This is a genomic window from Pseudomonas sivasensis (assembly GCF_013778505.1).
Classification (GTDB): domain Bacteria; phylum Pseudomonadota; class Gammaproteobacteria; order Pseudomonadales; family Pseudomonadaceae; genus Aquipseudomonas; species Aquipseudomonas sivasensis.
Genome location: NZ_JAAOWU010000011.1, coordinates 19,047 through 32,421, shown reverse-complemented (window position 1 = coordinate 32,421; position 13,375 = coordinate 19,047). Strand labels below are relative to the sequence as shown.

9 protein-coding genes and 1 pseudogene are annotated in these 13,375 nt (G+C 59.4%); 7 read left to right on the top strand and 3 right to left on the bottom strand.

Features of this window, described 5'->3' with window-relative positions; all coding sequences use genetic code 11:
- The first annotated feature begins 168 nt into the window (after positions 1 to 168).
- From G9Q84_RS18335 to G9Q84_RS18320, 4 genes are read left to right on the top strand one after another with little or no spacing between them, the layout of a single operon-like run.
- Entirely contained in the window at positions 169 to 639 is a 471-nt protein-coding gene (locus tag G9Q84_RS18335) for a MarR family winged helix-turn-helix transcriptional regulator (protein WP_095184411.1), read from the top strand.
- The gene (locus G9Q84_RS18330) at positions 639 to 2,090 is read left to right on the top strand and encodes an efflux transporter outer membrane subunit (RefSeq protein WP_122680625.1); all 1,452 of its coding nucleotides are present in this window, start codon (positions 639 to 641) and stop codon (positions 2,088 to 2,090) included. The genes G9Q84_RS18335 and G9Q84_RS18330 overlap by 1 nt, the downstream gene beginning before the upstream one ends.
- Before the next feature lie 15 nt (positions 2,091 to 2,105).
- Positions 2,106 to 3,305, top strand: a complete 1,200-nt coding sequence (locus tag G9Q84_RS18325) for an HlyD/EmrA/EmrK family protein (RefSeq protein WP_032889802.1) — start codon at positions 2,106 to 2,108, stop codon at positions 3,303 to 3,305.
- The gene (locus G9Q84_RS18320) at positions 3,305 to 4,834 is read left to right on the top strand and encodes a DHA2 family efflux MFS transporter permease subunit (RefSeq protein ID WP_032889801.1); all 1,530 of its coding nucleotides are present in this window, start codon (positions 3,305 to 3,307) and stop codon (positions 4,832 to 4,834) included. Before G9Q84_RS18325 ends, G9Q84_RS18320 begins: the two co-directional genes overlap by 1 nt.
- Positions 4,835 to 4,989: 155 nt before the next feature.
- On the opposite strand, the gene lpxH is transcribed toward G9Q84_RS18320, so the two are convergent.
- Together lpxH and G9Q84_RS18310 are read right to left on the bottom strand one after the other, a co-directional pair.
- Positions 4,990 to 5,739 carry a UDP-2,3-diacylglucosamine diphosphatase gene (lpxH, locus tag G9Q84_RS18315; RefSeq protein ID WP_032889799.1) on the bottom strand — a complete coding sequence of 250 codons (750 nt, stop codon included), beginning with the start codon at positions 5,737 to 5,739 and terminating at the stop codon, positions 4,990 to 4,992.
- Positions 5,736 to 6,239, bottom strand: coding sequence for a peptidylprolyl isomerase (locus G9Q84_RS18310; protein ID WP_032889796.1), 504 nt, complete (start codon positions 6,237 to 6,239; stop codon positions 5,736 to 5,738). Before G9Q84_RS18310 ends, lpxH begins: the two co-directional genes overlap by 4 nt.
- A 259-nt stretch (positions 6,240 to 6,498) precedes the next feature.
- Between G9Q84_RS18310 and G9Q84_RS18305 the strand changes: the two genes are divergently transcribed.
- Both G9Q84_RS18305 and cysS read left to right on the top strand, forming a co-directional pair.
- Positions 6,499 to 8,199: a glutamine--tRNA ligase/YqeY domain fusion protein gene (locus G9Q84_RS18305; protein WP_032889794.1), complete on the top strand. Its 1,701-nt coding sequence runs from the start codon at positions 6,499 to 6,501 to the stop codon at positions 8,197 to 8,199.
- A 20-nt stretch (positions 8,200 to 8,219) separates the two neighbouring features.
- Entirely contained in the window at positions 8,220 to 9,608 is a 1,389-nt protein-coding gene (gene cysS, locus G9Q84_RS18300) for a cysteine--tRNA ligase (RefSeq protein WP_032889792.1), read from the top strand.
- 373 nt (positions 9,609 to 9,981) lie between these two features.
- Here the strand turns inward: cysS and G9Q84_RS18295 are convergent.
- Positions 9,982 to 10,210, bottom strand: a pseudogene (locus tag G9Q84_RS18295) (monovalent cation/H(+) antiporter subunit G).
- A gap of 175 nt (positions 10,211 to 10,385) precedes the next feature.
- Between G9Q84_RS18295 and G9Q84_RS18290 the strand changes: the two are divergent.
- On the top strand, positions 10,386 to 13,319 hold the full coding sequence (locus G9Q84_RS18290) for a M64 family metallopeptidase (protein ID WP_181643828.1): 2,934 nt from the start codon (positions 10,386 to 10,388) through the stop codon (positions 13,317 to 13,319).
- The last annotated feature ends 56 nt before the right edge of the window (positions 13,320 to 13,375 follow it).

Sequence of the window (13,375 nt, the reverse complement as noted above, 5' to 3'; positions counted from 1 at the left end):
CAGATGTAGTGACTGACACACCGTGATCGGGGGCAAGCCCCCTCACACATTTGCTCCCGCCTGTCGTCGAATTAGCAAGCAAGCTAATTATTCCATTTGACATTCGCTGCCTAAGCAGTAACATCTCGTCATACATTCGCTGCCTAGGCAGCAATAAGGTGACTTTCGATGCCCCATTTCACCCCCGAAAACTTCCACAACTGCCATCTCGGCCTGTTGCTGGGCCGCGCTGCGATCCTCAAGGACCGCATCATCGACACCCATATGGAACCCCACGGCATCACGGCCGCGCAGTTCAAGGTGTTGATCATCATGGCCCAGTTCGGCGTCGACACCCCGGCGGAGCTGTGCCGCAACCTGTCCCTGGACAGCGGTTCGATGACCCGCATGCTCGATCGCCTGGAGCAAAAAAACCTGCTCAGCCGCAAGCGTTCCGAGCTGGACCGACGCCAGGTGCAGTTGGTGTTGACTGCCGACGGCCAGCGCCTGGCGGACATGCTGCCGCACATCGGCGCCCAGGCGCTGAACCAACTGGCGGGCGTATTGGAGCCCGGCGAGTTGGAAACCCTGGAACAGATCCTCAAGAAAATTCTGATAGCTGCGGGTGATCCCATCACCCTTCAGCGGGTAGGTAAATGATGAATCCACGTGCCCTATGCCTAGTGCTGGTCGCCATGAGCATGGCCGGTTGCGCCAATTTCAGCGGCCTCGACACCCAAGGCCAGCGCCTCGACGCCAACACTCTGCAAGCCGGTAAATCCCTGAGCGGCGTGACCCTGTCGAGTGCGGCCTGGCCCAGCGCCGATTGGTGGAAAGGCCTCGGCGACCCACAGCTCGACGGCCTGATCCATGAAGCCCTGCAAAACAGCCCCGACATGCAAGTGGCGAGCGCCCGTGCCCACCAGGCCGAAGCGGCCGCCTACGCCGCCGACGCGTCGCGCATGCCGACCCTGGATGCCAGCGCCGGTGTGACCCGTTCGCGCCTGGCCAAGGATCAGGACCCGCTGGGGCAGGGCGATGCGTACTCCACCGTGCGAAAAATCGGTGCCAGCTTCAACTACACCTTCGACCTCTGGGGTGGCCAGCGCGCCGCCTGGGAAGCTGCATTGGGCCAGGCCCGTGCCGCTGAAGTCGATCAACAGGCCGCGCGCCTGACCCTGGCTGCTGATGTGGCCAAGGCCTACAGCGACCTGGGCCAGGCCCATATCGTGCGGGACCTGGCCACTGACGACCTCAAGCGCACCCGGCAAATGCTCGATCTCAGCAAGCGCCGCCTGGATTCGGGCATCGACAGCCACTATCAGTACCAGCAGACCGAAAGCCTGGAAGCCAGCTCCCAATCGCAATTGATCGACGCTGAAAAACAACTGCAGAGTGCCAAGATCGCCCTGGCGGTGCTGCTCGGTAAAGGCCCGGATCGCGGCAATGAGCTGGCGCGTCCCAGTGTGTTGAAACCCGCTGCCGTTGCCGTACCGTCGGTGTTGCCTGCCGAACTGTTGGGCCGTCGCCCGGACCTGATCGCCGCACGGTGGCGTGTGGAGGCGGCGAGCAAGGACATCGCGGCCAGCAAGACGCGCTTCTACCCCAACCTCAACCTGAGCGCGAGCGCCGGGGCCGAGTCGTTGCTGGGGGATGCGATGTTCGGGTCGGCCAGCCGCTTCTTCAATATCGCGCCAACGATCTCGCTGCCGATCTTTGACGGCGGCCGCCTGCGCGCCGGCCTCGATGCCCGCGACGCCGACTACGACCTCGCCGTGGCCCAATACAACAAAACCCTGGTGCAAGCCTTGGGTGATATTGGCAACACCCTTTCGCAACTGCGCGAAACCGGCCGGCAGATCCAGGCCCAGCAACACGCTACCGATATTGCCCAGCAGTCCTACGACACGGTGCTTCAGCGGTACGGCTCCGGGATCGGTAACTACCTGGACGTGCTCAGCATCGAACAGCAATTGCTGCAGGCCCAGCGTCAGCTGGCGACCCTGAATGCCGGGCAGATCGCTCTATCGATTCAATTGATGCAGGCCCTGGGCGGCGGGTTCAACGCCGACAACGTGGCGTCGACCACCCCAGCCACTCGCACGGAATAATTTGAGGTATTTGTCATGGCCACTGCCGAAAACACTAACGCTACAGAACAACCCAAAGACAACAACCCGCGCAAACGCAAAGTCATGCTGATCGGCCTTGCGCTGATCGTCATCCTCAGCGTCCTCGGCGTATGGGCCTGGCACGAATTCTACGGGCGCTTCAACGAGAGCACCGACGACGCTTATGTGAACGGCAACGTGGTGGAAATCACCCCGCTGGTCACCGGCACCGTGGTGAGCATCGGCGCGGACGATGGCGACTTGGTCCACGAAGGCCAGGTGCTGGTCAACTTCGACCCGAATGACGCCGCCGTCGGCCTGCAAAGTGCCCAGGCCAACCTGGCGCGTACCGTGCGCCAGGTGCGTGGCTTGTACAGCAACGTTGATGGCATGAAAGCCCAGGTCAACGCGCAGAAAGCCGATGTGCAGACCGCTCAGGACAACTACAACCGTCGTAAGACCCTGGCCCAGGGCGGGGCGATTTCCCTGGAGGAACTGTCCCATGCCCGTGACAGCCTGACGGCCGCCAAGAACGCCCTGACCAACCTTGAGCAGCAGCTCAAAACCAGCAACGCCCTGGTGGATGACACGGTGATCTCGTCCCATCCGGACGTGCAAGCTGCCGCCGCGCAATTGCGTCAGGCCTACCTGACCAATGCGCGCAGCACCCTGATCGCGCCGGTCACCGGCTATGTCGCCAAGCGCTCCGTACAACTGGGCCAGCGCGTGCAGCCGGGTACCGCATTGATGGCCGTGATCCCGCTGAACCAACTGTGGATCGACGCCAACTTCAAGGAAACCCAACTGCGCGACATGCGCATTGGCCAACCGGTGGACATCGAGTCGGATATCTATGGCAGCGATGTGAAATACAGCGGCACCGTCGACAGCCTCGGCGCCGGCACCGGCAGCGCGTTCGCCCTGTTGCCGGCGCAGAACGCCACCGGTAACTGGATCAAGATCGTGCAGCGAGTACCGGTGCGCATCCATATCAATGCCGAAGAGTTGGCCAAGCACCCACTGCGCGTTGGCTTGAGCACCGTGGTGAATGTGGACCTGCACGACCAGAGCGGTCCCGTGCTGGCGCAACAGCCGCCACAAAAGGCCTCTTTCACCACCAACGTGTATGACCGCCAATTGGCCGAAGCCGATGCCATGATCACCCAGTTGATCCATGACAACAGCGTCGCCGCTCCCAAGGCTGTGCAACGCTGATGAGCAATAACGCCTCGTTCACGCCACCCAGCCTGTTGATGGCCACCATTGGCCTGTCGCTGGCGACTTTTATGCAGGTGCTCGACACCACCATCGCCAACGTGGCGTTGCCGACCATTTCCGGCAACCTGGGCGTGAGTTCGGAGCAGGGCACCTGGGTGATCACCTCGTTTGCGGTGAGCAACGCCATCGCCTTGCCGCTCACCGGTTGGTTGAGCCGACGCTTTGGCGAGGTGAAGCTGTTTCTGTGGGCGACCATTCTGTTTGTGCTGGCATCGTTCCTGTGCGGGATTTCCACTTCGATGCCCGAGCTGATCGGCTTTCGGGTACTGCAAGGCTTGGTGGCGGGGCCGTTGTACCCGATGACCCAAACCTTGTTGATTGCGGTCTACCCGCCGGCGAAGCGCGGCATGGCCCTCGCGTTACTGGCGATGGTCACGGTGGTCGCGCCGATTGCCGGGCCGATCCTCGGCGGCTGGATCACCGACAGCTACAGCTGGCCGTGGATCTTCTTTATCAACGTCCCCATCGGCATCTTTGCGGTGATGGTGGTGCGTGCTCAGCTGAAGAAGCGACCTGTGGTCACCAGTTATCAGCCGATGGATTACGTCGGGTTGTTAAGCCTGATCGTGGGGGTCGGCGCCTTGCAGATCATCCTCGACAAGGGCAATGACCTGGATTGGTTCGAATCCAACTTCATCATCATCGGCGCGGCGATTTCGGCGATTGCCCTGGCGGTGTTCGTCATCTGGGAACTGACCGATAAGCACCCAGTGGTCAACCTGCGGCTGTTTGCCTACCGCAACTTCCGCATCGGCACCATCGTGTTGATCCTCGGTTACGCGGGCTTCTTTGGCATCAACCTGATCCTGCCACAATGGCTGCAAACCCAGATGGGCTACACCGCCACCTGGGCCGGCCTGGCGGTGGCACCGATCGGGATTCTGCCGGTGCTGATGTCGCCGTTCGTGGGCAAGTACGCGCACAAGTTCGACCTGCGTCTGCTGGCGGGCCTGGCGTTCCTGGCGATTGGCTTGAGCTGCTTCATGCGCGCAGGCTTTACCAATGAAGTGGACTTCACCCACATCGCCCTTGTGCAGTTGTTCATGGGGATTGGTGTTGCACTGTTCTTTATGCCGACCCTGAGCATCTTGATGTCCGACCTGCCACCGCACCAGATTGCCGACGGTGCGGGCCTGGCAACCTTCCTGCGTACGTTAGGCGGCAGTTTTGCGGCGTCGCTGACCACCTGGATCTGGATTCGCCGGGCGGACCAGCACCATGCGTACATGAGCGAGAACATGACCACCTATGACGCGGCCACGCGCAATGCGCTGGATGCGTTGGGTGGGGCAGGGCACAAGGCCTATGCGCAGTTGGACCAGATCCTCACCAGCCAGGCGTACATGATGTCCACCGTGGATTACTTCACGTTGTTGGGGTGGATGTTCATGGGATTGATGCTGCTGGTGTGGCTGGCGAAGCCGCCGTTTGGCGCCAAGGCAGGGCCCGAAGCAAGCGGCCACTGATCCACACGGACTGGAATGCAATCAGATGTGGGAGGGGGCTTGCCCCCGATAGCGGTGGGTCAGCCAAAAAATGCTGACGGATCCACAGCCATCGGGGGCAAGCCCCCTCCCATATTTTTATCTCTGTTCACATTGGATCGGTGGTGTTTGAGGTCTCAGGCGCCAGGCAATGCCAGCTGCGGGTTCACAAAATCAAACGCCGCCAACTGAAACCCTTGCTCATCCACCTGCAACGCCCAACCCTGCTTGTCCCAATCCCCCAGCACAATGCGCTTGGCCGCCTGCTCGCCAATCTGCAGTTTGTGGATCGCCGGGCGGTGGGTATGGCCGTGGACCAGGGTGCGCACGCCGAACTGCTGCATCACCCGCGGCACTTCCTCGGGGGTTACATCGACAATGTCGTTGGCCTTCATGCGCGTCTGCGCCCGGCTCTCACTGCGCAGCTTGCGCGCCAGCTTGTGGCGGGTGCGCAAGGGCAAGTGACGCAGGATAAACAGCACAATCGGGTTACGCAGGATGCGCCGCAGCTTCATATAACCCACGTCGCGGGTGCAGAGGCTGTCGCCGTGCATCAACAGCACGGGTTCGCCATACAACTGCACGACACTCGGGTCCTTGAGCAAGGTCGCGCCTGCTGCTTTGCAGAACGCCTTGCCGATCAGGAAATCGCGGTTGCCATGCATGATAAAAATCGGGGTACCGCTGTCGCTCAGCTCGCGCAGGGCTGCGCAAATCGAACGTTGAAAGGGGGTCATCCCATCGTCGCCAATCCAGGCTTCGAAGAAGTCCCCCAGAATGTACAACGCCTGGGCGCCACGGGCGCGGCCGTGGAGCAGATCCAGAAACGCCCGGGTGATGTCCGGGCGCTCCTCTTCCAGATGCAAATCTGAAATCAGCAATATCACCCAACGATCTCGGCTTTCTCGACGATTACGTCTTCTGCTGGAACGTCCTGGTGACCGGCTTTGGACGTGGTGGACACGCCTTTGATCTTGTCGACAACGTCCTGGCCTTCGGTGACTTTACCGAACACGGCGTAGCCCCAACCCTGCACGTTCTTGCCGCTGTGGTTCAGGAAGGCGTTATCGGCCACGTTGATGAAGAACTGTGCGGAGGCCGAATGCGGCTCCATGGTACGGGCCATGGCGACGGTGTACTTGTCGTTGGAAAGGCCGTTGTCCGCTTCGTTCTGGATGCTTGGACGCTTGTCTTTCTTCTCTTTCATGCCTGGCTCGAAACCGCCGCCCTGGATCATGAAGTTACCGATGACGCGGTGGAAAACGGTGTTTTCGTAGTGGCCAGCGTTCACGTACTCGATGAAGTTGGCGACGGTGATCGGCGCTTTCTCGGCGTTCAGCTCGATGACGATCTCGCCGTGGTTGGTGGTCAGTTTGACTTGAGTCATGTTCACTACTCTTTCAGGAAATTCGTGGGTTTGAGCGCCTTGGCGCCTTACCGGTTTGGCTAAACTGCGGCCAAGGCGCGCAGTTTAGCGTGCCTTGCAGGAATTTCGAGGTGGTTTTTTACCGCGCCCGTCATAAAAGCAGCAATAAATGCAGCAGTTTTTGACCGCGCTCTGTCAGCAGCTTGACAGCATCAGCTATGATACGGCCTTTGTTTTATCTGGCCCCAACCGGCCACGAACCTGTCTGTTCAAGGATCCTATGAGCAAGCCCACTGTCGACACTACCTCGAATTCCAAGGCCGGACCTGCCGTCCCGGTCAATTTCCTGCGCCCGATCATCCAGGCGGACCTGGATTCGGGCAAGCACACGCAGATCGTCACCCGCTTCCCGCCAGAGCCCAACGGCTACCTGCACATTGGTCACGCTAAGTCGATCTGTGTGAACTTCGGCCTGGCCCAGGAGTTCGGTGGCGTCACGCACCTGCGTTTCGACGACACCAACCCGGCCAAGGAAGACCAGGAATACATCGACGCCATTGAAAGCGACATCAAGTGGCTGGGCTTCGAATGGTCCGGTGAAGTGCGCTATGCCTCCAAATACTTCGACCAGTTGTTCGACTGGGCCGTCGAGCTGATCAAGGCCGGCAAGGCCTACGTCGACGACCTGACCCCGGAGCAGGCCAAGGAATACCGTGGCACGCTGACCGAACCGGGCAAGAACAGCCCGTTCCGCGACCGTTCCGTGGAAGAGAACCTCGACTGGTTCGCCCGCATGCGCGCCGGTGAGTTCCCGGACGGCGCCCGCGTACTGCGCGCCAAGATCGACATGGCTTCGCCGAACATGAACCTGCGCGACCCGATCATGTACCGCATCCGCCATGCCCACCACCACCAGACCGGTGACAAGTGGTGCATCTACCCGAACTACGACTTCACCCACGGTCAGTCGGACGCCATCGAAGGCATCACCCACTCCATCTGCACCCTGGAGTTCGAAAGCCATCGTCCGCTGTACGAGTGGTTCCTGGACAGCCTGCCGGTTCCGGCGCACCCGCGTCAGTACGAATTCAGCCGCCTGAACCTGAACTACACCATCACCAGCAAGCGCAAACTCAAGCAACTGGTCGATGAGAAGCACGTGTTTGGTTGGGATGACCCGCGCATGTCGACCCTGTCGGGCTTCCGCCGTCGCGGCTACACCCCGGCGTCGATCCGTAATTTCTGCGACATGGTCGGCACCAACCGTTCCGATGGCGTGGTTGACTTCGGCATGCTCGAATTCAGCATCCGTCAGGACCTCGACGCGAATGCTCCGCGCGCTATGTGCGTCTTGCGTCCGTTGAAAGTCGTGATCACCAACTATCCGGAAGACAAGGTCGATCACCTCGAACTGCCGCGTCATCCGCAGAACGAAGCACTCGGCGTGCGCAAGCTGCCATTCGCCCGTGAAATCTACATCGACCGCGATGACTTCATGGAAGAGCCGCCAAAAGGCTACAAGCGCCTGGAACCGAACGGCGAAGTGCGCCTGCGCGGCAGCTACGTGATCCGCGCCGACGAAGCAATCAAGGACGCCGATGGCAACATCGTTGAGCTGCGTTGCTCCTACGACCCGGAAACCCTCGGCAAGAACCCTGAAGGCCGCAAGGTCAAAGGCGTGATCCACTGGGTGCCGGCTGCGGCCAGCATCGAGTGCGAAGTGCGTCTGTACGATCGCCTTTTCCGCTCGCCGAACCCTGAGAAGGCCGAAGACAGCGCCAGTTTCCTCGACAACATCAACCCTGATTCCCTGCAAGTACTCACTGGTTGTCGTGCTGAGCCATCGCTTGGCGACGCACAGCCGGAAGACCGTTTCCAGTTCGAGCGCGAAGGTTACTTCTGCGCGGATATCAAGGACTCGAAACCAGGCGCTCCGGTATTCAACCGTACCGTGACCTTGCGTGATTCGTGGGGCCAGTGATTCTGTTTTAAGGAACTGTCGTGCTAACGATCTACAACACACTCAGCAAGACCAAAGAAGTCTTCAAGCCGCTGGATGGCAACAAGGTGCGCATGTACGTGTGCGGCATGACCGTGTACGACTACTGCCACATCGGCCACGGCCGCAGCATGGTTGCCTTCGACCTGGTGACCCGCTGGTTGCGTTTCAGCGGCTATGACTTGACCTATGTTCGCAACATCACCGACATCGACGACAAGATCATCAACCGCGCCAATGAAAACGGTGAGTCGTTCGACGCGCTGACCGAGCGCATGATCGCCGCGATGCATGAGGACGAGGCTCGCCTCAACATCCTCAAGCCGGACATGGAGCCGCGCGCCACGGACCACATCCCTGGCATGCACGCCATGATCCAGACCCTGATCGACAAGGGTTATGCCTACGCCCCCGGCAATGGCGACGTGTACTACCGCGTCGCCAAGTTCATGGGCTACGGCAAGCTGTCGCGCAAGAAGATCGAAGACCTGCGCATCGGTGCGCGTATCGAAGTCGACGAAGCCAAGCAGGATCCGCTGGACTTCGTGCTGTGGAAAGGCACCAAGCCCGGCGAGCCGAGCTGGGAATCCCCATGGGGCGCCGGGCGTCCGGGCTGGCACATCGAATGCTCGGTGATGTCCACCTGCTGCCTGGGCGAGACCTTCGACATTCATGGCGGCGGCAGCGACCTTGAGTTCCCGCACCACGAAAACGAAATCGCCCAGAGCGAAGCCGCCACCGGCAAGACCTACGCTAACGCCTGGATGCACTGCGGCATGATCCGCATCAATGGCGAGAAGATGTCCAAGTCCTTGAACAACTTCTTCACCATTCGCGACGTGCTGGAAAAGTACCACCCGGAAGTAGTGCGTTACCTGTTGGTGTCCAGCCACTACCGCAGCGCCATCAACTACTCGGAAGACAACCTCAAGGACGCCAAGGGCGCCCTGGAGCGGTTCTACCACGCGTTGAAAGGCTTGCCCGCCGTTGCACCGGCTGGCGGCGAAGCGTTCGTGGCACGGTTCACCGAAGTCATGAACGACGACTTCGGCACACCCGAAGCCTGCGCGGTGCTGTTCGAAATGGTGCGTGAAATCAACCGCCTGCGCGAGAGCGATCTCGACGCAGCGGCTGGCTTGGCTGCTCGCTTGAAAGAGCTGGCCAGCGTGCTGGGCGTATTGCAGATGGAAGCCGATGACTTCCTGCAAGCCGGCGCCGAAGGGCGCGTGGATGCGGCTGAGGTTGATGCGCTGATCCAGGCGCGTCTGGCGGCTCGCGCAGGCAAGGACTGGGCGGAATCCGACCGTATCCGTGACCAACTGACCGCGATGGGCGTGGTGTTGGAAGACGGGAAGGGCGGGACGACGTGGCGGTTGGCTGATCAGGCCTGATTGGCAAACGCTGGATGAAAAACGCCCCGACTGGTTCGGGGCGTTTTTTTTGCGCACCTTTTTAGTGAGCGGCTCACCCGATCGAGTGTGGGAGGGACGGAGTGAGGATTCGACATGCCCCCGATAGGGCTGTGTCAGCCAACATACCTGCCAACAGTGCCGCCGCCTTCGAAGCCTCGCTAAAGCTCGACATCTCCCACAGGGGGCTGTGTCCATGAGGTCTACAGCCGACTGCTTTCCACCTGGCAACAGCGATCAAGTGTGGGAGGGGGCTTGCCCCCGATTGCGGTGAGTCTGCAACAGATGAACTGACTGAACCACTGCGATCGGGGGCAAGCCCCCTCCCACATTTTTACCGTGTTCGCCTCAGAGCTCAGCGGCGGCTGCTGACTTCAGCGGGCACGTCATCACCGGCCATGCGCTTACGAAACAGCGCCGTACGGGCCAGCAGCACACCAGGCCCCCAACGTCGAGGCGAGGGCAGGCGGCTGCATGTGCTGGAAGACGTCCTTCATGCGCAACAACCCGGTCGCACCGATCAGCGCAAACACTCTGCGGAGTGGCTGGCAGGTGTTCACTATGTGCCGACTGGTGTACCGAATGAAGGCTAATTGCAGTTGCCGGGTTTGACTCGCGGCAATGTGCCTGAGTCACCTTTCTTGACAAACATCAATTTATGATCCTGACTTAAATCAGAGAACGTTAGCGTAGTGTGCGGCGAAACAGTTTTATCTCTTAAAGAATTTTGATCTCCTCACCGGTACGAAGGATATTGGAATGAATAAGATATTAACTGTATTGGCGCTACTGGTGTGGATGCCGATCTCCCAAGCTCAAAGTGTGTGGATGCAACTGCAAAGTCAGCACGATGCGCTAGATGTTGCTGAAGTTTCCCTCGGTAATTACAAGGTGCCTCCGGCGATTTTGGCGGAACATGCCGATGTTGAGCGGGGATGGAAAGTTATTACTGTGGACGCCAATGGCAATACGCTTTATAGCAGCACCATTAATGACAGTCGTTATCGTCGCGGCGAAGTTTTTAATGAGATAACAGGTGCAATATCAAGTGTCAGTGCGGAATCTGCTGTAGAAGGCACTGAAGAAGTATTACTTCCTTACGACAGCCAAGTGTCCAGGATCAAGATCTTTCGTATTGACCTCAAGGCGGTTGACTCACTCGATGGCACAGCGATGCGTAAGCCGTTACTGGAACTCGATCGCCAGGCCATCGAACGCTTGGCGAAGCGAGCACCTTTGCGTGGTGTCCTAGGCGATATCGACAGCGACAAGGTGGTCATGCTTAATCCGGACGGTAGCACCCAGAGAAAACCGCTGGTGTTTGCCATTGTCGGCGATGGTTATGCCCAAGACGATATGCAGGCCTTTCGTGACGACACTCAGGCCGCCATTGACATTATTATGGGTGATACTGTTTTCGATGCGATTAAAGATAAAGTGGGTTTTTTACGCTTTGACCATGTTTCGCCGGTATCGGGTGAGCCGGATACCAAGAATATTGAAACGATCATGCGGCACAGTAATCAATTGGGGCACGGCATCTATGACGTCTCGATTAAACTTTCAAAGTTCACTTACCATCAGAACGGCGTCGGCGGCCTCGCCAGTACCAATAGGATTTATATCTTTAAACCGTCTGCCAATACGCCGCTGGCCATCACATCGATTCCCCATGAAATCGGTCATGCGTTGTTCGGGTTGTCGGATGAGTATGCGTCCTATGGCGCCGGCGAGACGTGCTTCGATGTCGAGCCTGCGGCGCCGAATATCACCCGTCAGACTGACAGGGAAAAAATCAAGTGGGGCGATCTGATCAGTCCGCAAACGCCTTTGCCAACCGAAGAAAATGCGGTTGAAGCTGGCACGTTAGGCCTTTACACCATCCACAAAGACTGTACGTACGGCCCCGTACCCCAAGGCATCATGGGCGGTGGACGTTATGGCGTGAAAAGTCACGAGGCTGGTTGGGGGGCGGTCAACGAGCGGCAGATTCGCAGTGTGCTGCATGCGTACCTGGGTAACGACGTGCCGCTTGTTTTTGCCCCGTCAGTTGTCATGAAGATAAAAACCGGGGAGAGACGTGAACCCATAGTGTCCTCTTACCGCAACAGTCGCGCTCCCCTGACGGTGGAGGCGGGATCGACGAGTGTGCCTAATGCAGGCGGAGCGCCGTTTACGTATCGTTGGAAGATCCCTGTTGAACTCAACCCGCAGGTCAACGGGCGTTACGCGTTGATTGAGGCTCCAGCGGCGCCGCAATTCATGGAGTACCCGGTCGAGGTGCAGATTACTGACGGCAAGATGGCGAACACCCGGAGTGAGACGCTGAAAGTCCTTCCCTCGGTGCGGATCAAAGGGGAAATCATTGGCGCCTCTTCCGCTAACGGAGGGACCTGGGTGGAATTGACGGCCGACATCTCCCACGAAGGCGCAGAGGACCCCGAATTTCAATATCGCTGGACCGTGCCGGACGGGTGGACCCAGCCCATCGGCGTGACGCAGAAGAGTTTGCGCATCGTTGCCCCCACGCCCTCTGTCAGTACGCCCTTTACGTTCAGTGTCAGTGTCACGCCGCTGATGAAGTTACCGGGCACCGAGAACGATCCTTATCCTGAAAAAATCAGCCTTCCGGCCGATACCGTGACACTGGAGACCTCCGTTGTCGTCAGGCGCAGGCAACCCGTAGACACTGACCCCTATGCCAAAATCCAGGGACCTTCGTCGATAAAAAGCGCTCAAACCTTTCAGTTGGATGGGTCCAGTTCAGAGATCCCCCATTCGTCGGCCAAGATGACATATCGGTGGAATGCCGCTGATTTTGAGCCATCCAGTTCATCCGCAGTGGCACCTGATTTCAAAGCGCCTGAGAAAGCGGGCAGTTTCCTGGTATCGCTGACGGTGACCAACAGCGAGAACCGCAGTAATACCGTCACGCGCAGCATTCAGGTCGAGTCCGATGAGCCCACGCCCGAACCCGACAGGGTAGAGGGGCCGCAGACGCTGATGTCCGGTGAGGTGGCTGTCTTTACCGCCGTCGTCAATGATCTGCGGGATGTTCGCGGCTATAGCTGGGCGTTTTCGCCGGCGTTTGCTTACCAGAATGTGAGCGCCCCGAATATCGTGGCGAAGGCGCCCGAGGTCACGCAAAGTACGACCGGCAGGGTTACGGTGCTGGTTTACCGCACCGGTTCCCCCAATCCGACTTCGCTGTCCAAGGACGTCGTGATAGAGCCCAAGCCAGTGGATAGCCCTGCACCGCAGGCGATAATCAGCGGTCCGATTTCCGTGGAGGCAGGCAAGACGCTGACTCTGTCGGGCGCGGGGTCGAGTGGCGGCAACCTGCGTTATGCATGGACGGCGAATGAGTTTTCGCCGGCGTCTTCCTCCGGGATCGGTCCGATCCTTACCGCGCCTGCCACGGCTGGCCCACGCATCATCAACCTCATGGTGACCGATGTCGACAATCGCAGCGCCAGTGCAAGTCATACGGTTAACGTCACAGCCCAACAAGCCGGTAACTGCGCGCCGGCCTGGGTGGCGAGCAAGGCCTACGCGACGCCCAACGAGAAGGTGTCCTATGACGGTTACAACTACGAGGTCGCCCACTGGACGCAGAATAATCGGCCTGACCTGAACTTTGTATTGAGCGGTTCAGCCAAGCCGTGGCGGCGCTTGAGTCCTTGCACGCCCTGAGGCGGGCGGACCTTCAATCACTGTTGGAGCGAAGTTTGCTCGCGAAACCCTGAGTG

Excerpts from the sequence above, each read along its gene's own strand:
- G9Q84_RS18335 (WP_095184411.1), top strand. The coding sequence starts at position 169 with ATGCCCCATTTCACCCCCGAAAACTTCCACAACTGCCATCTCGGCCTG.
- G9Q84_RS18330 (WP_122680625.1), top strand. The coding sequence starts at position 639 with ATGAATCCACGTGCCCTATGCCTAGTGCTGGTCGCCATGAGCATGGCC.
- G9Q84_RS18325 (WP_032889802.1), top strand. The coding sequence starts at position 2,106 with ATGGCCACTGCCGAAAACACTAACGCTACAGAACAACCCAAAGACAAC.
- G9Q84_RS18320 (WP_032889801.1), top strand. The coding sequence starts at position 3,305 with ATGAGCAATAACGCCTCGTTCACGCCACCCAGCCTGTTGATGGCCACC.
- G9Q84_RS18310 (WP_032889796.1), bottom strand. The coding sequence starts at position 6,239 with ATGACTCAAGTCAAACTGACCACCAACCACGGCGAGATCGTCATCGAG.
- G9Q84_RS18305 (WP_032889794.1), top strand. The coding sequence starts at position 6,499 with ATGAGCAAGCCCACTGTCGACACTACCTCGAATTCCAAGGCCGGACCT.
- G9Q84_RS18290 (WP_181643828.1), top strand. The coding sequence starts at position 10,386 with ATGAATAAGATATTAACTGTATTGGCGCTACTGGTGTGGATGCCGATC.